The sequence below is a fragment of the Enterobacter sp. BIGb0383 genome (assembly GCF_003751845.1).
Lineage (GTDB): Bacteria > Pseudomonadota > Gammaproteobacteria > Enterobacterales > Enterobacteriaceae > BIGb0383.
This window is the reverse complement of record NZ_RJKQ01000001.1, coordinates 1,037,320-1,056,959: the sequence shown is the minus strand read 5'-3', so window position 1 is coordinate 1,056,959 and position 19,640 is coordinate 1,037,320. Positions and strand designations below refer to the sequence as shown.

Sequence of the window (19,640 nt, the reverse complement as noted above, 5' to 3'; positions counted from 1 at the left end):
GACGTGACGACACTCTACCCGTGCCACCGTGTAACACCCGCAACGATTCATGCCGCTGCCGCGATGAATCATCTTGCAACGACGCCACCTGCAACGGCGCGTATTCTTGAGCTGGGTTGCGGTACGGCCTCTCGTCTGGTGATGAACGCCAGCGTCTGGCCGCAGAGTGTTGCCGTGGGTATCGATCTTGATGAGCAGAATATTCATCAGGGCCAGACGCTGGCTGCCGCACTGGGGTGCAGTAATGTTGAGCTTTTTGCCGCCGGGCTGGGTGATTTGCTGGCGGTCGATCCGGGTGAGTTTGATTACATCATTATTCACGGCGCTTTTACCTTCCTCGGTCAGACGGAACGTGAAGCGTTGCTGGGCTGGTGCCAGGCGCATTTATCCGCTCGCGGCGTTATTGCCGTGCGCTGGTCGGCACTGCCTGGTGCGAGCGCCCGAGGCGCGCTCGCTGAAGCACTGCAATTCCACCTTGAGCGTGCGGAAGAGGGGACCGATCTTCTGGCCGCCGCCCGCGGCATGCTGAGCTTTATGCTGGTGACCCTCGACGAGGGCGCGTTAAAGGCGGAAGCCCTGGCCGCTGAAAAAATGGATGACCTCACGCTGACGCTGGCTTATCTGAGCCCCGGCACAGAGGCCTGCACCCTGAGCGTATTTAGCGCCCGTGCTGAAGCCGTAAGTCTGCAGTATCTGGGGGATGTTTTGCCTCAATACGAGCTGGGACACCATTACAGCGACACCACGGAACAAATGCTTAATGCCGTCAGCGGCGGCACTGGCCGGGTGATGTCTCAACAATATCTGGATTATGCCGTCCAGCGCAGAGAGCGTTTTACGCTGCTCTGCCACCGGGAGGCGACAGCGCCACCCGCTGCGCCGGATCTTACCCGGCTTAAAGCGCTTCACTGGGCGGGGAATTTCCGCCATCTGCAGGACGATCACGCTAAGACGTCGAACGCCTTTGAAGACAGCAACGGCAGAATCATCAATACCGACAACGGAATTTTAATTCGCATCATGGAGGTGCTGGGCAGTGCCTGGCCGATGTCTCTCAGCTTTGAACAGCTGGTCTTTAACTGCCAGGCACCTGAAAATCAGGAGGATATTCAGGAGGTCGTATGGGATGCCCTGGCCGCCTTATTTATGACCAATGCCGAAGGATTCCACTGGAGTGCATCTCCGGGCATTTACAATACGGCACAAAATGACCGGCTGCTTCCGGCAGTCCTGCTGCCAACCCAACGCCCGGAACAGGATACTGCACTGATCAATCTCTGGAGTGAGACGGTCTTACTTACCCCAGACGAATGGGATTATCTACAGAGCGATATGACGGGTTCAGATACGTCTGCATGGGCGACTTTTTCGTCCCTGAAGCGAAAAGGGCTGATCGGTGGGGCTCCGGTGGCGTGGAAAAAACATCTGCAGCGTTTTCTCCGTGCCGGGCGCATCGATGTTCTGAAATCCCAGCTTTCATTATTGCTACTGCTCAGCGTTAACCAGCAGCAGGGCGGTTTACTTTATGATGAGATACCGGAATCTGCGGTTCCTGATGCGGATGTTGATGCTATTTATGCTCGCGTTAATGCTCTCATTAATGCCGGAAGCTCGCAGGAAGCCAGAGAATATACCCGTGGGTTAATGGAGCAGGATCCGGAAAATATTCACGTCCTCCGCTGCTATTCTCGCGCCTGCGTGCTGACATCCGCCTGGGACGAAGCCCTGGCATCCCTTTGCCGCCTGATGGGGTATTACTTCTCCAGCCTCGAGATTTATTACGATCTGGCGACCACGCTGCAGAAAAAACGCGAGTTTTATTGCGCACGTAATATTGTCCGTACGCTCGTGCGGCTCGACAGCAAAAATATTGATTACTGGCTTAGTCTTGCCTCACTCCATCATGCTTATGGAGATATGGCGCTGGGTGAAAAATGCTGTCGGGTGATGCTGCGTTTTGGCTGTCCGGGCGCCACCTACTATGGGATGACCGGGATCATTTTAAGTGACAACCATAAAATGGATGAAGCCCGCTACTTTATGGAGAAAGCGGTCGAGATGAGTCACTATAATTCCGGTTATTTTAGTAACTTACTTTTTGTTATGACGCACGATGCCAACGTCACCCCGGAAGATTTGCTGGCAAAACATCTTGAATTTGGCCACCGGCTTGATGAGTGGGCTGAACGAACTGAGATCTCCCTGTCGCTCAATAATGTGAAAGATCCGCAGCGCAAACTGCGTTTAGGCTTTGTGTCCGGGGATCTGCGTAACCATCCGGTGGCCAATTTTGTGCTGCCGTTCTGGGATGGCCTGGACCGCGATAAATTTGAGCTGGTGGCCTACAGCACGGTAGTTTCTAATGATGATGCGGTCTCCAGGCATTTTCAGGAAACCTCACTGCTGTGGCGTGACGTTGATTCCATCAGCGACATTGAGCTGGCGAAAACCATCGCCGAGGACGGGATCGACATTCTGTTCGATTTGTCCGGCCATACGGCGCATAACCGTCTGCCTGCATTTGCTCTGCGTCCGGCACCAGTCCAGATTACCTGGATAGGCTATCCGGGAACGACGGGGCTTGCACAGATGGATTACATTATCCTGCCGGCAACCCTGGTTAACTCGCCGCGGCTTGAGGAACAACTGTCCGAAAAAGCCATGTATATCGCCAGCCGTAAGTGCTTTGAACCCCATCCTCTTGCCCCGGAAGTCAACGTGCTGCCCGCGCTGCGTAATGGGTATATCACCTTTGGCAGTTTTAATCGCTCGAAAAAGATTAATGACCAGGTTCTTGGCGTGTGGGCGCGACTGCTGCTGGACTATCCTGAATCAAAACTGCTGATCGGTTTTATGACCGACAACGACATGATCGCGGCAATGGCGAAACGGATGCTCAGGCTGGGCATTACGCAGGACAGGCTGATCTTCAGGGGCCTTGTGGAGATGGAAGAGTATCTGACTTATCACCACGAAATCGATATTTTGCTGGATTCGTTCCCCTATACCGGCGGGACGACCACCCACCACGGTGCCTGGATGGGCGTACCGACCCTGACCCTGTGTGGTCCAACTATCGCCTGCCAGCAGGGGGTCGACATTATGACCTCCTACGGGCTTGAGCAGTTTATCGTCTATAGCGAACAGGAATATATCGATAAGGCTGTTTACTGGCGTGACCATATTCCCGAGCTGGCGGCGATCCGTGCCGGGATGCGGGCGCAGATCCCGATAAAAAATGAACCTGGATTTAATGTCGCAGCGAACTTCGAGAAAGCGCTGCGTGAGGCATGGCAATTATATTGCCGTGGGGAACAGCCGCGCACCCTGATGATTACGGATCAGGGCACATGCTGAATACACAATCGAACTTTTTATGGTGTAAACACCGAGGCGTGATATGAGCAATGTTTACGTTACCAGCCCTTTGCTGCCACCGCTGGAGGAGTTTATCCCCTATCTGGAGCAGATTTGGCAAAACAAATATCTGACCAACGGCGGTCAATTCCATCAGCAGCTGGAACAGGAGCTGGCGGACTATCTGGGGGTCAAGTATCTTTCACTGTTCTCTAACGGTACGCTGGCGCTGCTTACGGCGCTGCAAACGTTGCGCATTACCGGCGAAGTGATCACCACGCCGTACTCATTTGTGGCCACGTCTCACTCGCTGTTGTGGAACGGCCTGACGCCGGTATTTGCGGATATCGATCCGATCACCTGCAATATCGATCCGAGCAAAATTGAGCAGCTGATTACGCCTGCCACCTCGGCGATCCTGCCCGTTCACTGCTACGGGATACCCTGCGATGTTGATCGCATCCAGAGCATCGCAGATGCCTGGGGCCTGAAAGTGATTTACGATGCCGCTCATGCCTTTGGCGTTAAGCAGGATGGTCAAAGCGTACTGAACTTCGGCGATCTGTCGATTTTAAGCTTCCACGCGACAAAGGTCTTTAATACCTTTGAAGGCGGCGCCATTATCTGCCAGGACGCGCGGATGAAGCAGCGTATCGACTACCTGAAAAACTTTGGCTTTGCGGGCGAGACCACCGTGGTGGCTCCGGGTATCAACGCCAAAATGAACGAAGTTCAGGCCGCATTCGGCCTGGTTCAGCTACAGCATATTGATGGAGCGCTGGCGTCGCGCAAGCGTATCTATCAGCGCTACTGCGCATTGCTGGGCGATATCCCCGGCATTAAGCTGTTCCACGCGCCGGATAACGTGGAGTGGAATAACGCTTACTTCCCGGTACTGGTCGAGGCGTCCTATCCTGTCGACCGCGATTCTCTTTATGAGGCGTTAAAAGCGCAGGACATCTATTCCCGCCGCTACTTCTACCCGCTGATTAGTTCGTTCTCAATGTATCGGCATCTGCCGTCGGCGAGTCCGGATAATCTGCCGGTCGCGGGAGATATTGCGTCGAAGGTGCTGTGTCTGCCTATTTTCCCGGATCTTACCGACGAGGATCTGGCGCGCGTTGTGGCGGTGATTCGTCAGCACAGCAGCCTGACGCAGCCGCAGCACGTTGCCCATACGGCCAGCGGTGACGTTGCGTGAAGGATGCCATCGGCGGTTATTTCCCGCTGGAGCTGCCGCTAAAAGAGCGGGCCTGCCACCAGGATGCAGAGCGTTTTAATACGGCACGTGCGGCCTTTTATGCCCTGCTTGAGGCGGGAAAGCCTGCGGCGGTATGGATGCCGCGCTGGATTTGCGATGCGATGCTGGCACCGCTGCATTGGCTGAACGTACCGGTACATTTCTATTCGCTGGATACCCGGTTCAATCCTGAACCTGGCCTGACATTAGGCCCGGGGGAATGGCTGCTGTACGTTAACTATTTTGGCCTCTGCGATGAACAAGAGCAGGCGTTACTGCAGCGCTTCAATCCATCGCAGCTGATTCTGGATCGTTCTCAGGCCTTCTTTGCACCGCCCCGTGAGGTGCTGGCGACCCTCTACTCGCCGCGAAAATTTTTTGGCGTGCCGGATGGCGGCCTGCTGGTTAGCGGTGTTCCCGTCATCCTGCCTGAGCAGGCGGCATTGCCCGCCGCGGAGCATCTGCTCCTGCGCTTAGCCCGTGGAGCCGAAGCGGGTTTTGACGCCTATAAACAGGCTGAAAATAGCTTATGCGCGCTGCCGGGCAGTGGAATGAGTCTGCTGACGCAAACGCTGCTGGGCAATGTCGATTATCCGCTCGTAGAGCAGGCAAGGCTGCGTAATTTCCGCTACCTGCAGTCCAGGCTCCGGCATCTGAATGCCTTGCCGCTTCCTGAGAGTCAGCCCTATGGGCCGCTTTGTTATCCCCTGTTGCTACGCCGCGAGGGGTTGCGCCAAAGCCTGTACGCAGCGCGGATTTACACGGCGACGTTCTGGCAGGATGCGGCCGCGCGCGTGCGTCCAGGCGATGTTGAGCAGGACTATATTGATTATCTCATCCCTCTGCCTGTCGATCATCGTTACGACCTGGCGGATATGAATACCATTGCGGATACTATTCTGGCGTGGATCGCCAGCACGGACGGGGAGAAGGATGAAAAAGCTTAACGTACTGGTATTCCCCTGTGGGTCGGAGAATGCCGGCGAAATTTATCAGGCGCTGCGCTACTCATTACACGTCGATAAACTGGTAGGCGCATCAAGCGTCAGCGATCACGGTGAGTTTCGCTTTGAAGACTATGCCGGCGATCTGCCGAATATCAGTGAAGAGAACTTTCTGAGCCGCTTTGAAGCGCTGATTGCTCACTATCGCGTTGATGTGGTTTTTGCCACCCATGATTCCGTCGCGCAGAAGCTGGCAGAGTTAAACAAGGGAGCGAGCTGGTATCTTGTTAATGGTCATACTGAAACGGCCAGGATACTCCGGCATAAATCCGCTACCTATGAACGCTTCGCCGACTGTCCGTGGACGCCGGCGCGCTACCATAGTGCGGCAGAGATAGACCGCTGGCCGGTTATTGTTAAACCCGACTGCGGGCAGGGTGGGAACGGCATTGAACGCGTGAGCAGTCCTGAGGCGCTTGCGGGCGCGCTCGAACGCGTCAGCGATGCCGTGATCGTAGAATATTTGCCGGGGGATGAAATCACCGTCGATTGCTTTACCGATCGTAATCGACAGCTCATCTGGTCCGGGCCGCGCACCCGCGAGCGTGTCAGAGCCGGTATCAGTATGCGATCGCGCACGGTACCGCTGGATGCAGAGGTTACGGCGATTGTGACATTAATTAACCAGCGTCTGGTTCTGCGTGGACCGTGGTTTGTGCAGCTGAAGCGGGACCGCGATGGGCAGTGGAAGTTGCTGGAAGTCTCATGTCGTGTGGCGGGCGCAATGGTGTTCCAGCGCGCACGCGGCGTGAACCTGCCGCTTATGGCGCTTCATGACTTTATGGGCCGGGATGTCACCGCGCTTCCTAATTCCGCCATTACGATAATCGATCGCAGTATCATTAGCCGGACGCGCAGCGACTGTGCCTTTACGCAGGTCTATGTCGATCTCGATGATACCTTGATTATCGATGGTGAAGCGGTTCCGACGGTGATGGCATTTATCTATCAGTGTCGCAGACAGGGTATTCCTGTCCGGCTGATCACCCGCCATGAGACCGTGCCGCAGGCTTCCCTTGAAAAGGCGGCCATTGCCGTTTCCCTGTTTGATGAAATTATTCATTTAACCCGCGGGGAGAAAAAGTCTGCATTTATTGCGCCGTACTCGCTGTTTATCGATAACTATTTCCCTGAGCGCCTGGATGTCAGCCAGATCCCGAATACGGTGGCGATCGATACGGATGCCGTTGAATTTTTCCTGCGTTAATGAACAGAAGAATAATGCCATGCTAACTAGCTCAGAGAGTGCCCTTTTTTTTCAGGAATTTATGGCGCAAAAGCGTCCTCGCTATATCTTTGGCGTTACGCCGTATGGCAAAGAGATTGCCGAAAAATTTACCCTGGATGGGTTTATCGACGACAGAGTCAGTGAGCGTGAAATAGCGGGGCTGCCGGTGATCAAACTTCACCAGGTGCCTGAAGATGCTCTGGTGGTTTGTGCCGTTGTCGATGCCCGACCCTTAACCGCCTGGCGGGTGCTGGCGGAAAAGGGCGTTCAGCAGATGGATTACTTCCGTTTCTACCAGCAATTTTCACATCTGCTCACGAAGCCCTCCTGGTATCATCAGGAGGCTTTTCAGCGTGACTATATTGCAGAACGCGTGCGCTATGATCGTATCAGGGAGAAACTTGCGGATGATAAATCCCGCGAGACATTTGATGCGCTGGTCAATTTCAGACTGACCAATTCATTAGAGTGCTTATCCGGATTCACCTGTCGCATTCATGAGCAGTATTTTGATGTCCCCTTCGTGTCGCCGTTCACGTCACATTTTGTCGACTGCGGAAGCTACGATGGTGAAACAACCGCTGAGTTTATCCGGCGTTTCCCTGATTATCAGTCAGCGCATGTCTTTGAGCCGGAGCCGGAGCAGTTTGCGATGGTGAAAAAGCGCCTGGCGGATGCCCGAAGGATTCACTTCTACCCGTGTGGCGTGTCCGATCGTAAAGAAACCCTGCGTTTTGCCTCTGCCGGTACGGCCTCAAGGATCAGTGAAACCGGTGATATTACCGTTGCCGTTGAATGCCTTGACGATTTGTCGTTAGGAGAGGTGACCTGGATAAAGCTGGACATTGAAGGTTATGAGTCCCAGGCCCTGGCCGGTGCCAAAAATATTATTCAGCAGCAGCATCCTCTGCTGGCCGTTTGCTGCTATCACAAGTACGACGATCTCTGGAAATTACCGGAGCAGGTGCTGAGTTATCGGCAGGATTATCGTATCTACCTCCGACACTACACTGAAGGACTGCTGGAATCCGTTTATTACTTCGTTCCGGTTGATTCATCAGGCCAGGTAGGGCTATGAAAGTCGGTATTATGCAGCCGTACCTTTTCCCTTATCTGGGATACTTTCAACTGATTAATGCGGTCGATACGTTTATTATTTACGATGATGTTAACTATATTAAGCAGGGTTATATCAATCGTAATAATGTGCTGGTGGACGGTGAAGCGAAGCGCTTTACCGTTCCCGTGCCGGGAGCCTCTTCCTTCCTAAAAATCAATGAACTACAGTTTTCAAACGATGTTGAGAAGGTGCTCAAGACGATTCAGCAGGCCTATAGCAAGAAACCCTACTTTAACGATATTTATCCGCTCGTAGAGCGGGTTTTATTGTCACCAGAACGTTCTATTCCGCAGATGTGCCTGCGGGCCTTTAGGGAGATTTTTAGCTGGCTGGATTTGGCGCCGAAAATTCGTTTATCCAGTGAGCTAAGCTACCCGCGTCCTGACGGCGCGGCAGAAAAGGTGATCAATTTATGCCTCGCGGTTGGCGGCAAGCAGTACATCAACAGCATTGGTGGCAGACATCTTTATCAGCAGGAGCTTTTTGCGTCACATGGCCTGGATTTGTCATTCCTTAAAATGCAGGAGATTGTTTATCCACAAGGAAATCACCCATTCCAGCCGAATCTGTCAATTATTGACGTTTTGATGCACTGTTCTGCAGACGATATTAAGGCGCATTTAATGCGCTATGAATTGTTATAGTCTACTTTGTATACATTAACTGTGCGATATCACAATTTGGCTTAGGCGTGGTCGGATGTCGTACTCTGGGCCAGTAATGTAAATTTTCATCGCTGGTGGGTAATGCCTTGATAAATAATGTGATTTTTACACAAATTTGACAAATTGTGGCAAATAAGTCGATTTACCACGGCATAACCTAAGAATAACCCCTCATTTCACCCACTATTCATCCGATTAAACGCCCTACAGAATCGGATAATTGTGCCGATAACTCAACAAACGCAGGGCTTGTTTATCGTGAATTCAATGTATACCGCTGAAGGTGTAATGGATAAACACTCGCTGTGGCAGCGTTATGTACCACTGGTGCGTCACGAAGCATTGCGCCTCCAGGTGCGATTGCCGGCGAGTGTGGAGCTAGACGACCTGCTGCAGGCGGGCGGTATCGGACTACTGAACGCAGTAGAACGGTATGACGCTCTGCAAGGAACGGCATTTACGACTTACGCAGTGCAGCGTATTCGTGGTGCGATGCTGGACGAACTGCGCAGCCGTGACTGGGTGCCGCGCAGCGTCCGCCGCAACGCCCGCGAAGTGGCACAGGCGATAGGGCAACTGGAGCAGGAGCTGGGACGTAACGCAACGGAGACGGAAGTTGCACAACGCCTTGCTGTTTCTGTTGAAGACTACCGGCAGATGCTGCTCGATACCAATAACAGCCAGCTGTTCTCCTACGATGAGTGGCGAGAAGAGCACGGCGACAGTATCGAGCTGGTCACGGAAGACAACCAACAGGAAAACCCGCTGCACCAGCTGATGGAGGGCAATTTGCGCCATCGCGTCATGGAGGCGATTGAAGCCTTACCGGAACGCGAACAGCTGGTACTGACGCTCTACTACCAGGAAGAGCTTAATCTCAAAGAGATTGGTGCGGTACTGGAAGTGGGAGAATCAAGGGTCAGCCAGCTGCACAGCCAGGCCATTAAACGTCTGCGAACCAAGCTGGGTAAGTTATAGGGGGCTGATAACCTCACCCCCACCAAATGCCGCACAATGCATTGACAACCAGGAGTTATCATGACGGTGCAGCAATCTAAAAGACGGCCCCTAAGCCGCTATCTTAAAGACTTTAAACACAGCCAGACACATTGCGCCCACTGCCACAAATTGCTTGATCGCATTACGCTGGTCCGCCGCGGGGAAATCGTTAATAAAATTGCCATTTCCCGGCTCGATACGCTGATGGATGAAACAGAGTGGCAGCATGAGCAGCAGGAGTGGATGGCTTTGTGCCGCTTCTGTGGCGATCTGCATTGCAAGGAACACAGCGACTACTTCGACATTATCGGTTTTAAACAGTATCTGTTTGAACAAACCGAAATGAGCCACGGCACCGTGCGCGAGTACGTTGTCCGCCTGCGCCGCCTTGGCAATCACCTCGACGAAAATAACATCTCCCATACGCTGCTGCAGGAAGGGTTTATCGATGAAAACCTCGAACCCTGGCTGCCATCAACCAGCACCAACAACTACCGCATCGCCCTGCGTAAATATGCGCAGTTTAAAACGCAGATGCCGGTGCCTGTTGCCCGTAATATCGTGCTCAATTCAACTTCTGATATATATTAAAAGTGCATAAGATGTAGCGAAGTGATGTTGGTGATGACCTCACCGACTCACTACACTACCGTCATTTTAATAATATTGGGGTGACTATGAAATTAGCACGCGTGGGTCGTCAGGCGCTGATGGGCGTCATGGCTGTTGCACTGGTGGCGGGAATGAGTACCGCCAGCTTCGCGGCAGAAAATCTGTTAGGCAAAGTGAAAGAGCGCGGCACGCTGCTGGTGGGGCTTGAAGGCACCTATCCGCCGTTCAGCTTCCAGGGCGATGACGGTAAGCTCACCGGCTTTGAGGTGGAGTTCGCTGAATCTCTGGCGCAGCATCTGGGCCTGAAAGCGTCTCTGAAACCGACCAAATGGGACGGCATGCTGGCCTCGCTCGACTCTAAGCGCATTGACGTGGTGATCAATCAGGTGACCATCTCCGATGAGCGTAAGAAGAAGTATGATTTCTCCACGGCCTACACCGTCTCCGGTATTCAGGCGCTGGTGAAAAAGGGCAATGAGTCCTCCATTAAATCTTCTGCCGACCTGAAAGGTAAAAAAGTCGGTGTGGGTCTGGGAACCAACTACGAAGAGTGGCTGCGCGCTAACGTTCAGGGCGTGGACATCCGTACCTATGATGATGACCCGACCAAATACCAGGATCTGCGCGTTGGCCGCGTGGATGCCATTCTGGTAGACCGTCTGGCGGCGCTGGATCTGGTGAAAAAGACCAAAGATACCCTGGCCGTTGCCGGTGAACCCTTCTCCCGTCAGGAAGCCGGTGTTGCCCTGCGTAAAGGCAATGAAGACCTGCTGAAGGCTATCGACGATGCGATTGCCGACATGCAAAAAGACGGTAGCCTCAAGGCGCTGTCCGAAAAATGGTTTGGTGCCGACGTGACGAAATAATCGTCCAGGCAAGGAAAAGGCGCTGATATCGGCGCCTTTTTTATTTCCTGCTGCATTGCGTGCATAATAAAAAGAACTGCAGAATCGGAGGTGCCATGTCACTGCAAAATCTAACCCGTTTTCCCCGGCTGGAATTGATCGGTGCGCCGACCCCGCTGGAGTATCTTCCACGCTTTTCGGACTATCTGGGCCGCGAGATCTTTATCAAGCGCGATGACGTCACGCCGATGGCGATGGGCGGCAACAAGCTGCGCAAACTGGAGTTCCTCGCCGCCGACGCGCTGCGCGAAGGGGCCGATACGCTGGTGACTGCCGGTGCTATTCAGTCCAATCATGTTCGTCAGACTGCCGCCGTTGCCGCCCGCCTGGGCCTGCACTGCGTGGCGCTGCTGGAAAATCCCATTGGAACCCGGGCTGAAAACTACCTCAGCAACGGCAACCGTCTGCTGCTGGATCTTTTTAATGTCCAGGTCGAAATGTGTGACGCGCTGACCCAGCCTGACCAGCAGATGGAAGCCCTGGCGACGCGACTTGAGGCCGAAGGTTTTCGTCCTTACGTTATCCCGGTCGGTGGCTCAAATGCGCTGGGCGCGATGGGCTATGTCGAGAGCGCCCTGGAGATTGCCCGTCAGTGCGAAGACGCGGTCAATATTTCCTCCGTTGTCGTGGCCTCCGGCAGCGCCGGAACCCATGCCGGTCTGGCAGTGGGGCTGGAACAGCTGATGCCGGAAGCGGAATTAATTGGCGTAACGGTCTCGCGCAAAGTCGCCGAGCAGCGCCCTAAAGTGGTGGCGCTACAGCAGGCTGTCGCCGCCGAGCTCGAACTGACGGCGCGTGCTGAGATTGTGCTCTGGGATGACTATTTTGCGCCGGGATACGGTACGCCCAACGAAGAAGGGCAGGAAGCCGTGAAACTGCTGGCGCGGCTGGAAGGTATTCTTCTCGACCCGGTCTATACCGGCAAGGCGATGGCCGGATTGATCGACGGTATCAGCCAGAAGCGCTTTAAAGATGAAGGCCCAATCCTGTTTGTGCATACCGGTGGGGCGCCCGCGCTCTTTGCCTATCATCCGACAATTTAAACTCCAGGCAGAGCACCCATAATGCAAGAAAGTCTTCAACTGGTGATCGATTCCGCCCCGTTCCTGTTAAAGGGGGCGGTGTTTACCCTGCAGCTCAGTATCGGCGGTATGTTCTTCGGCCTGCTGCTGGGCTTCCTGCTGGCGCTGATGCGTCTTTCTCCCTTCTGGGGATTCCGGTGGCTGGCCCGCTTCTATATCTCCGTTTTTCGCGGAACGCCGCTTATCGCACAGCTCTTTATGATCTACTACGGCCTGCCGCAGTTTGGTATTGAGCTGGACCCGATCCCGGCGGCGATGATTGGCCTGTCGCTGAATACGGCGGCCTATGCTGCGGAAACGCTGCGTGCGGCAATCTCATCCATCGATAAGGGCCAGTGGGAAGCGGCGGCCAGTATCGGGATGACGCCATGGCAGACCCTGCGAAGAGCCATTTTACCGCAGGCGGCGCGGGTCGCACTGCCGCCGCTGAGTAACAGCTTTATCAGCCTGGTAAAAGATACCTCGCTGGCGGCCACCATCCAGGTTCCGGAACTGTTCCGCCAGGCGCAGCTGATCACCTCCCGCACGCTGGAGGTCTTCACCATGTATCTCGCCGCCTCGCTGATTTACTGGGTGATGGCGACGGTACTGTCGACGCTGCAGAACTACTTTGAAAACCAGCTTAACCGCCAGGAGCGCGATCCGAAATGAGTGCTATCGAAGTCAAAAACCTGGTGAAAGCCTTTCACGGGCAGAGGGTGCTGCACGGAATCGATCTTGAGGTTAAGCAGGGCGAGGTGGTTGCCATCATTGGCCCCAGCGGCTCGGGTAAAACCACGCTGCTGCGCAGCATAAACCTGCTTGAACAGCCGGAAAGCGGCACCATTCGCGTCGGCGAGATCACCATCGATACTGTCCGCCCGCTGAGCCAGCAGAAGTCGCTTATCCGCCAGCTACGTCAGCACGTTGGTTTTGTTTTCCAGAACTTCAATCTGTTTCCACACCGAACCGTGCTGGAGAACATCATTGAGGGGCCGGTGATTGTCAAAGGCGAGGACAAAAATGAGGCCATCGGCCGCGCCCGTGAACTGCTGGGCAAGGTCGGTCTGGGCGGGAAGGAGACGAGCTACCCGCGCCGTCTCTCCGGCGGGCAGCAGCAGCGGGTAGCGATTGCCCGCGCGCTGGCAATGCGCCCGGATGTAATCCTGTTCGATGAACCAACCTCTGCGCTTGATCCTGAGCTGGTGGGGGAGGTGCTGAACACCATTCGCCAGCTGGCGCAGGAGAAACGCACTCTGGTTATCGTGACCCACGAGATGAGTTTCGCCCGTGACGTCGCCGACAGGGCGATTTTTATGGATCAGGGTCGTATCGTCGAGCAGGGGGAGGCTAAAGCCCTTTTTGCTAACCCGCAGCAGCCTCGCACCCGCCAGTTCCTTGAGAAATTCCTGGTTCCCTGACAGCCTGGCGTACCGCCGTCTGCGCTGCGCCTGATTATGCTGACATAACGTAAATTAACCTTATTAATCTGGCCTGAGACAGCATTGTCTCAGGTCATACAGCGCTATTTTTTTGGCGCTATCTCTCAGAATTTGAGGGTGAAATTCAGGTAATCCGCAGAACACAGGTTATTTTATACATATTAATAAGCTTTATGTGTTAGCCTGATATATATATAATAATGATTATTACTCTCAGGGATTCGAAGATTAAGTATGCAGGATATCGATTTCTTTACCTGGCGGCGCGATATGATGTACCGCTTCCAGGGAATGACGGCAGCGGAAGAAGTACATCGGACATTACAGCAGCAAACCCTGCTGATGGAATTTGAATACTACGCGCTCTGTGTCCGCCACCCCGTGCCGTTTACCCGCCCCCGGATCTCGCTGCATACTACCTATCCTTCCTCGTGGATGGCGCATTATCAGGCTGAAAATTATTTTGCCATTGACCCTGTATTAAAAGCGGATAATTTTATTCAGGGCCACTTACCCTGGAGCGACCAGCTATTTTCTGACGCACCAACCCTGTGGGAAGCCGCCAGAGATCACGGTCTGCGCAAAGGATTCACCCAGTGCCTGATGTTGCCTAACCATGCCCTGGGCTTTCTCTCTGTCTCCAGTAATCGCGTCGGCGTGCCGATGCCGTTCAGCGCGGATATCGATCTGCGGCTGCAGACATTACTCCAGCTGAGCATGATGACCTTATTACGGCTGGAAGATGAGATGGTGATGCCGCCGGAAATGCGATTCAGCAAGCGCGAACTGGAAATTCTGAAATGGACAGCGGAGGGAAAAACCTCGGCGGAAATCGCCATTATTCTGTCTATTTCCGAGAATACGGTTAATTTCCATCAGAAGAATATGCAGAAGAAATTCAACGCGCCGAATAAAACGCAAATCGCCTGCTATGCGGCTGCGATAGGGCTGATTTGAAGTAAGGCAAGGTTCTGCGTGTCAGACATCGAACGAACCGGCTGCAACCGAGAGGGGCAGCCGGTTTTTTGTTACTGGCGGTATGCCTGTTTAATTTGCTGAACGGTGGCGGAGAAGACCGCTGCCTGAGCTTCATCATCCAGCTGGGCAATTTGTTTTTCCATTTTCAGGATCACACGGCCGGCGTCAGCCTGGCCCATCGCCTGCAGCATCAGGGTCAACAGCGCTTTCATGCAGGAGATTTCCTGGGCCAGATGTTGGTTATTCTCGGCGGTGGAAAAGTCAGGTGTACTCATTTATTTCCTCGTTTGATAACTGCGCACTCGCGCGACGATAATTGGCAAGGCGGCGGAGTATACCACAAGGTGGGGCAAAAACAGGAGCGGTTGTTTTTTAAGCACCGGTAAACAGATTGTCAACAATAAATGCGATGAAAAATAAAAGTAATAACCATATAACCTTTTAAATGTATAAATACGGTTTTTTACTGGTTATTTGTTGTTACAATTTGCGTGCGTCAGGCGCGCGTTTTGTCGCTTCGTTTTTGTCGCGTTTTGAAAATTGCTAACTTAAAAAAATGTACACAGACCGCACCAAAAGGGGGATGTTTCCACCTTCTGTACAGCAGAATTTCCGAAAACGAGAGGCGAAGCCGGGCGCCGACCGTTTTTACATTTCAAACTTAAGTTAAAACCCGTTAATATAGGCAGATTCGCTGTCAGTAAGCGTTATCCCTATTCAGGAGATTATTCCTTTGATCAACGTACTTCTTGTTGATGACCATGAACTGGTGCGCGCAGGGATACGACGCATTCTGGAAGATATTAAGGGTATAAAGGTCGTTGGCGAAGCGTGCTGCGGCGAAGATGCCGTCAAATGGTGTCGCGCTAACGCGGCCGATGTGGTGCTGATGGACATGAGTATGCCCGGCATCGGCGGCCTGGAAGCCACGCGCAAAATCGCCCGTTCGGTTCCTGATACCCGAATCATCATGCTCACCGTGCATACCGAAAACCCGCTGCCGGCAAAAGTCATGCAGGCCGGTGCCGCAGGCTACCTGAGCAAAGGTGCTGCGCCGCAGGAGGTGGTCAACGCCATTCGATCGGTGTTTTCCGGTCAGCGTTATATCGCCTCCGACATCGCGCAGCAGATGGCGTTAAGCCAGATCGAGCCGGATAAAACAGAGTCGCCTTTTGCCAGTTTATCCGAGCGTGAACTGCAAATTATGCTCATGATCACCAAAGGCCAGAAGGTTAACGAGATCTCAGAGCAGCTTAATCTCAGCCCGAAAACGGTGAACAGCTACCGCTATCGTATGTTCAGTAAATTAAACATTCACGGCGATGTGGAACTGACGCATCTGGCTATCCGCCATGGTCTGTGTAATGCGGAGCCGTTAGCAAGTCAGTGAGCAATGATTTCGATTCACACGCCTTCCTGAAAACGGTGACCAGCCAGCCCGGCGTATATCGTATGTACGACGCTGCTGGCACCGTTATCTATGTCGGTAAAGCGAAAGACCTGAAAAAAAGGCTCTCCAGCTATTTCCGCAGCAATCTTGCCTCGCGCAAAACCGAAGCGCTGGTGGCGCAAATTCAGCAGATCGACGTGACGGTCACCCATACGGAAACCGAAGCGCTGCTGCTGGAGCATAACTACATCAAACTGTATCAGCCGCGCTATAACGTGCTGCTGCGCGACGATAAATCCTATCCCTACATTCTGCTGAGCGCGGATACCCATCCCCGGCTGGCGACGCACCGTGGGGCGAAGCATATCAAAGGCGAATATTTCGGGCCTTTCCCCAACGGCTATGCGGTGCGTGAAACGCTGGCGCTGCTGCAAAAAATCTTCCCCGTGCGCCAGTGTGAAAACAGCGTCTATCGCAACCGTTCTCGCCCCTGCCTGCAATATCAGATTGGCCGCTGCCTGGGGCCCTGCGTCGCGGGGCTGGTCAGCGAAGAGGATTATGCTCAGCAGGTTGATTACGTCCGTCTGTTTCTTGCCGGTAAGGACGACCAGGTTCTGACGCAGCTTATTGCGCGGATGGAAAAAGCCAGCCAGGCCCTGGAATTTGAAGAGGCGGCGCGATTCCGCGATCAGATCCAGGCCGTGCGCCGGGTGACCGAGAAACAGTTTGTCTCCAATACCGGCGACGATCTCGATGTGATTGGCGTGGCGTTCGATGCCGGAATGGCCTGCGTACACGTGCTCTTTATTCGTCAGGGTAAAGTGCTCGGTAGCCGCAGCTATTATCCTAAAATTCCAGCGGATACCGAAGTCGGGGAAGTGGTCGAAACCTTCGTTGGCCAGTTCTATCTGCAGGGCAGCCAGGCGCGAACCCTGCCCGGCGAAATCCTGCTGGACTTCAATCTTACGGATAAAACCCTGCTGGCCGATTCGCTTTCCGCGCTGGCAGGACGTAAAGTCAATGTGCAGACTCGCCCACGTGGCGATCGCGCCCGTTATCTTAAGCTGGCGCGAACCAACGCGGCGACGGCCTTAACGACCCGTCTGGCACAGCGCTCTACGGTTAGCCAGCGTCTTACCGCGCTGGCAGCGGTTCTGGGACTGCCTGCGGTTAACCGCATGGAGTGCTTCGATATCAGCCATACCATGGGTGAGCAGACGGTGGCCTCCTGCGTGGTTTTTGACAGCAATGGGCCGCTGCGAGCGGAGTATCGTCGCTATAATATTACCGGTATTACACCGGGCGATGACTACGCGGCCATGAACCAGGTCTTGCGTCGACGCTATGGTAAGGCCATTGAAGAGAGTAAAATCCCCGACGTTATCGTGATTGATGGCGGAAAAGGGCAGCTGGGGCAGGCGAAGGCCGTTTTCGCCGAACTGGATGTGCCCTGGGACAAACAGCGGCCGCTGCTGCTGGGCGTCGCCAAGGGGACCGACCGTAAGGCCGGGCTGGAAACGCTCTTTCTTGAGCCGGAAGGCGAGGGCTTTAGCCTGCCGCCGGACTCGCCTGCGCTACACGTGATTCAGCATATCCGCGATGACTCGCACGATCATGCTATCGGCGGGCATAGGAAAAAGCGGGCGAAGGTGAAAAACACCAGCAGCCTCGAAACCATCGAGGGCGTTGGGCCGAAGCGGCGGCAAATGCTGTTGAAATATATGGGTGGCCTGCAGGGGCTGCTGACCGCAAGCGTTGAAGAAATTGCGAAAGTGCCGGGTATTTCGCAAGGTCTGGCAGAAAAGATCTACTACTCGTTGAAACATTAGGTGCTCTGTAGCAACATAGGGCTAATTTTCACAAACAACAGATAGTTACATGCATTATGCGATTTAATATCCCTACGCTGCTTACTCTGTTTCGCGTCATACTGATCCCGTTCTTTGCGCTGGCATTCTATCTGCCATTCACCTGGGCGCCGTTTGTCTGTGCGCTGATCTTCTGCGTTGCTGCCGTTACCGACTGGTTTGATGGATTCCTGGCCCGTCGCTGGAACCAGAGTACCCGCTTTGGTGCCTTCCTCGATCCGGTTGCGGATAAAGTGCTGGTGGCGATTGCCATGGTGCTGGTGGCCGAGCACTACCACAGCTGGTGGGTGACCCTGCCAGCGGCGACCATGATTGGCCGTGAAATTATTATCTCCGCACTACGGGAGTGGATGGCCGAGATGGGCAAGCGCAGCCAGGTTAAAGTGTCCTGGATCGGTAAAGTGAAAACCACCGCCCAGATGACCGCCCTGGTGGGGCTGCTGTGGCGGGCAAATATCTGGATGGAGTACGCCGCTATCGCGCTGTTCTTCGTTGCGGCCGTACTGACCCTGTGGTCCATGTTCCAGTATCTGAACGCCGCACGCGGTGATTTGCTTGAACAGTGATCGTTTCGCCGTAATTTTCAGCAAACGATCCTGCGTTGAGAAAAATAACGTTGACTCAACGCGTCAGGTAAGTAGAATGCATCGCATCGAACGGCAGCACTGTCTGCCAGACGATAGCAAAATCAAGTAATTATGAATATTGATTGCTGATTTGCGGGAATAGCTCAGTTGGTAGAGCACGACCTTGCCAAGGTCGGGGTCGCGAGTTCGAGTCTCGTTTCCCGCTCCAGTTTAAAGCATCGGCAGTAAGCGGGTGCTGGTCGTAAGACCTGAATATTCTGGCGCGTTAACAAAGCGGTTATGTAGCGGATTGCAAATCCGCCTAGTCCGGTTCGACTCCGGAACGCGCCTCCAATTTCCTACTGTGCCCGGATGGTGAAATCGGTAGACACAAGGGATTTAAAATCCCTCGGCCTTTGGCTGTGCGGGTTCAAGTCCCGCTCCGGGTACCATTGGAAATTCCAGAATAATCAAAGCAATAAGCAGTGTCGTGAAACCACCTTCGGGTGGTTTTTTTGTGCCTGCATTTTATCCCTACATCATTTTTCTGTTCCCGGTAGTAAATTGTCCTGTTTCTCCTGTAGTGGTATCGTTAAGCGACTGTAGAGCGTCATCTGAGCTGGCGGCTGGACGATCTGCAGAAAATAGCTAAGAACTAAACCGAGAAGAAATATGCATTCGCTTTCAAAGTATGTTTTTTATTCCACTCTGATTCTTTATATCCTGACCTTACTGACCGTGAGCTACGTTGGCGTATATTTAACCTATGTGGCGATACCGGTGATCGTTGTTTCTGGATTGTTGATGAAGATGTTCAGCAAAAAATCCAGTCGCTCTGGTGCTGTTTCAGCTACCGTCGCTAAGGTTTTCAATGACGCAAACACGGGTCTGGAACGTTTCAATGAAAACATGTACTGGTACAACGAGAAGAACAGAATTATTGGTGAAAAGGTTGAACCCTATAACGAGCGTATCCAGGCAATAAGAGCAAAAATGATCGAGCCGGAAGTTAAATTAAAATATGAAACAGATCCTGAAAAAAGAAAAATACTTGCTGCTTGCCTTGATAGTCTGGAGGAGGGCATCCGAGAGATAGAATCTGAAAAGGATCAAATCAAAATGGCTGTCGAGATAGATATTGCGCATAAGAGATCTAACGGCTAAGGCGCGAAATGGCTGGTATTTGCCGTCTGCAGAAACTGCCC

Annotated in this window: 18 protein-coding genes and 3 tRNA genes; 20 read left to right on the top strand and 1 reads right to left on the bottom strand. The window is 53.5% G+C overall.

The window, feature by feature from the left end; translation table 11 throughout:
- Window positions 1–3: 3 nt before the first annotated feature.
- The 13 genes from EDF81_RS05140 to sdiA all read left to right on the top strand — a co-directional run bounded on the left by EDF81_RS05140 (window position 4) and on the right by sdiA (window position 14,590).
- Complete coding sequence (locus tag EDF81_RS05140; RefSeq protein WP_260232652.1) at window positions 4–3,357, top strand: bifunctional class I SAM-dependent methyltransferase/glycosyltransferase; 3,354 nt, start codon at window positions 4–6, stop codon at window positions 3,355–3,357.
- A 43-nt stretch (window positions 3,358–3,400) separates the two neighbouring features.
- Window positions 3,401–4,558: a DegT/DnrJ/EryC1/StrS aminotransferase family protein gene (locus EDF81_RS05135; protein WP_123346851.1), complete on the top strand. Its 1,158-nt coding sequence runs from the start codon at window positions 3,401–3,403 to the stop codon at window positions 4,556–4,558.
- Complete coding sequence (locus tag EDF81_RS05130; RefSeq protein WP_123346849.1) at window positions 4,555–5,544, top strand: hypothetical protein; 990 nt, start codon at window positions 4,555–4,557, stop codon at window positions 5,542–5,544. The genes EDF81_RS05135 and EDF81_RS05130 overlap by 4 nt, the downstream gene beginning before the upstream one ends.
- The gene (locus EDF81_RS05125; RefSeq protein ID WP_123346847.1) at window positions 5,531–6,808 is read left to right on the top strand and encodes an ATP-grasp domain-containing protein; all 1,278 of its coding nucleotides are present in this window, start codon (window positions 5,531–5,533) and stop codon (window positions 6,806–6,808) included. The genes EDF81_RS05130 and EDF81_RS05125 overlap by 14 nt, the downstream gene beginning before the upstream one ends.
- Window positions 6,809–6,869: 61 nt before the next feature.
- On the top strand, window positions 6,870–7,907 hold the full coding sequence (locus tag EDF81_RS05120; protein WP_184999465.1) for an FkbM family methyltransferase: 1,038 nt from the start codon (window positions 6,870–6,872) through the stop codon (window positions 7,905–7,907).
- The gene (locus EDF81_RS05115) at window positions 7,904–8,593 is read left to right on the top strand and encodes a WbqC family protein (RefSeq protein ID WP_123346843.1); all 690 of its coding nucleotides are present in this window, start codon (window positions 7,904–7,906) and stop codon (window positions 8,591–8,593) included. Before EDF81_RS05120 ends, EDF81_RS05115 begins: the two co-directional genes overlap by 4 nt.
- Before the next feature lie 279 nt (window positions 8,594–8,872).
- Window positions 8,873–9,592 (top strand): RNA polymerase sigma factor FliA, encoded by a 720-nt coding sequence (locus EDF81_RS05110; RefSeq protein WP_123347679.1) that lies wholly within the window; start codon window positions 8,873–8,875, stop codon window positions 9,590–9,592.
- 60 nt (window positions 9,593–9,652) lie between these two features.
- The gene (gene fliZ, locus EDF81_RS05105; RefSeq protein WP_123346841.1) at window positions 9,653–10,204 is read left to right on the top strand and encodes a flagella biosynthesis regulatory protein FliZ; all 552 of its coding nucleotides are present in this window, start codon (window positions 9,653–9,655) and stop codon (window positions 10,202–10,204) included.
- 86 nt (window positions 10,205–10,290) lie between these two features.
- On the top strand, window positions 10,291–11,091 hold the full coding sequence (gene tcyJ / locus EDF81_RS05100; protein WP_123346839.1) for a cystine ABC transporter substrate-binding protein: 801 nt from the start codon (window positions 10,291–10,293) through the stop codon (window positions 11,089–11,091).
- A 95-nt stretch (window positions 11,092–11,186) separates the two neighbouring features.
- Entirely contained in the window at window positions 11,187–12,173 is a 987-nt protein-coding gene (gene dcyD, locus EDF81_RS05095; RefSeq protein WP_123346837.1) for a D-cysteine desulfhydrase, read from the top strand.
- Window positions 12,174–12,194: 21 nt separating this feature from the next.
- On the top strand, window positions 12,195–12,863 hold the full coding sequence (gene tcyL, locus EDF81_RS05090) for a cystine ABC transporter permease (RefSeq protein ID WP_123346835.1): 669 nt from the start codon (window positions 12,195–12,197) through the stop codon (window positions 12,861–12,863).
- Window positions 12,860–13,612 carry an L-cystine ABC transporter ATP-binding protein TcyN gene (gene tcyN, locus EDF81_RS05085; RefSeq protein WP_123346833.1) on the top strand — a complete coding sequence of 251 codons (753 nt, stop codon included), beginning with the start codon at window positions 12,860–12,862 and terminating at the stop codon, window positions 13,610–13,612. Before tcyL ends, tcyN begins: the two co-directional genes overlap by 4 nt.
- Before the next feature lie 255 nt (window positions 13,613–13,867).
- Window positions 13,868–14,590 (top strand): transcriptional regulator SdiA, encoded by a 723-nt coding sequence (gene sdiA, locus EDF81_RS05080; protein WP_123346831.1) that lies wholly within the window; start codon window positions 13,868–13,870, stop codon window positions 14,588–14,590.
- Between the two features lie 71 nt (window positions 14,591–14,661).
- Here the strand turns inward: sdiA and EDF81_RS05075 are convergent, their stop codons facing one another.
- Window positions 14,662–14,886, bottom strand: coding sequence for a DUF2594 family protein (locus tag EDF81_RS05075; RefSeq protein WP_123346829.1), 225 nt, complete (start codon window positions 14,884–14,886; stop codon window positions 14,662–14,664).
- Between the two features lie 458 nt (window positions 14,887–15,344).
- Between EDF81_RS05075 and uvrY the strand changes: the two genes are divergently transcribed.
- From uvrY to EDF81_RS05040, 7 genes are all read left to right on the top strand, one after another.
- A complete protein-coding gene (gene uvrY, locus EDF81_RS05070; RefSeq protein ID WP_123346826.1) occupies window positions 15,345–16,001 on the top strand; it encodes a UvrY/SirA/GacA family response regulator transcription factor in 657 nt (218 codons plus the stop codon).
- A complete protein-coding gene (uvrC, locus tag EDF81_RS05065; protein ID WP_123346824.1) occupies window positions 15,998–17,830 on the top strand; it encodes an excinuclease ABC subunit UvrC in 1,833 nt (610 codons plus the stop codon). The genes uvrY and uvrC overlap by 4 nt, the downstream gene beginning before the upstream one ends.
- A 56-nt stretch (window positions 17,831–17,886) precedes the next feature.
- A complete protein-coding gene (pgsA, locus tag EDF81_RS05060) occupies window positions 17,887–18,435 on the top strand; it encodes a CDP-diacylglycerol--glycerol-3-phosphate 3-phosphatidyltransferase (RefSeq protein ID WP_123346822.1) in 549 nt (182 codons plus the stop codon).
- 153 nt (window positions 18,436–18,588) lie between these two features.
- Window positions 18,589–18,664, top strand: a tRNA-Gly gene (locus tag EDF81_RS05055).
- Between the two features lie 51 nt (window positions 18,665–18,715).
- Window positions 18,716–18,789, top strand: a tRNA-Cys gene (locus tag EDF81_RS05050).
- Window positions 18,790–18,801: 12 nt separating this feature from the next.
- Window positions 18,802–18,887 (top strand) — tRNA-Leu (locus EDF81_RS05045).
- 220 nt (window positions 18,888–19,107) lie between these two features.
- The gene (locus tag EDF81_RS05040) at window positions 19,108–19,599 is read left to right on the top strand and encodes a hypothetical protein (protein ID WP_123346820.1); all 492 of its coding nucleotides are present in this window, start codon (window positions 19,108–19,110) and stop codon (window positions 19,597–19,599) included.
- The last annotated feature ends 41 nt before the right edge of the window (window positions 19,600–19,640 follow it).

Bases quoted from the DNA above. Each gene is read 5' to 3' on its own strand.
- tcyN (WP_123346833.1), top strand. From the start codon at position 12,860: ATGAGTGCTATCGAAGTCAAAAACCTGGTGAAAGCCTTTCACGGGCAG.
- tcyL (WP_123346835.1), top strand. From the start codon at position 12,195: ATGCAAGAAAGTCTTCAACTGGTGATCGATTCCGCCCCGTTCCTGTTA.
- EDF81_RS05135 (WP_123346851.1), top strand. From the start codon at position 3,401: ATGAGCAATGTTTACGTTACCAGCCCTTTGCTGCCACCGCTGGAGGAG.
- sdiA (WP_123346831.1), top strand. From the start codon at position 13,868: ATGCAGGATATCGATTTCTTTACCTGGCGGCGCGATATGATGTACCGC.
- EDF81_RS05125 (WP_123346847.1), top strand. From the start codon at position 5,531: ATGAAAAAGCTTAACGTACTGGTATTCCCCTGTGGGTCGGAGAATGCC.
- pgsA (WP_123346822.1), top strand. From the start codon at position 17,887: ATGCGATTTAATATCCCTACGCTGCTTACTCTGTTTCGCGTCATACTG.
- EDF81_RS05040 (WP_123346820.1), top strand. From the start codon at position 19,108: ATGCATTCGCTTTCAAAGTATGTTTTTTATTCCACTCTGATTCTTTAT.
- EDF81_RS05120 (WP_184999465.1), top strand. From the start codon at position 6,870: ATGGCGCAAAAGCGTCCTCGCTATATCTTTGGCGTTACGCCGTATGGC.
- EDF81_RS05115 (WP_123346843.1), top strand. From the start codon at position 7,904: ATGAAAGTCGGTATTATGCAGCCGTACCTTTTCCCTTATCTGGGATAC.
- EDF81_RS05075 (WP_123346829.1), bottom strand. From the start codon at position 14,886: ATGAGTACACCTGACTTTTCCACCGCCGAGAATAACCAACATCTGGCC.
- tcyJ (WP_123346839.1), top strand. From the start codon at position 10,291: ATGAAATTAGCACGCGTGGGTCGTCAGGCGCTGATGGGCGTCATGGCT.
- fliZ (WP_123346841.1), top strand. From the start codon at position 9,653: ATGACGGTGCAGCAATCTAAAAGACGGCCCCTAAGCCGCTATCTTAAA.
- dcyD (WP_123346837.1), top strand. From the start codon at position 11,187: ATGTCACTGCAAAATCTAACCCGTTTTCCCCGGCTGGAATTGATCGGT.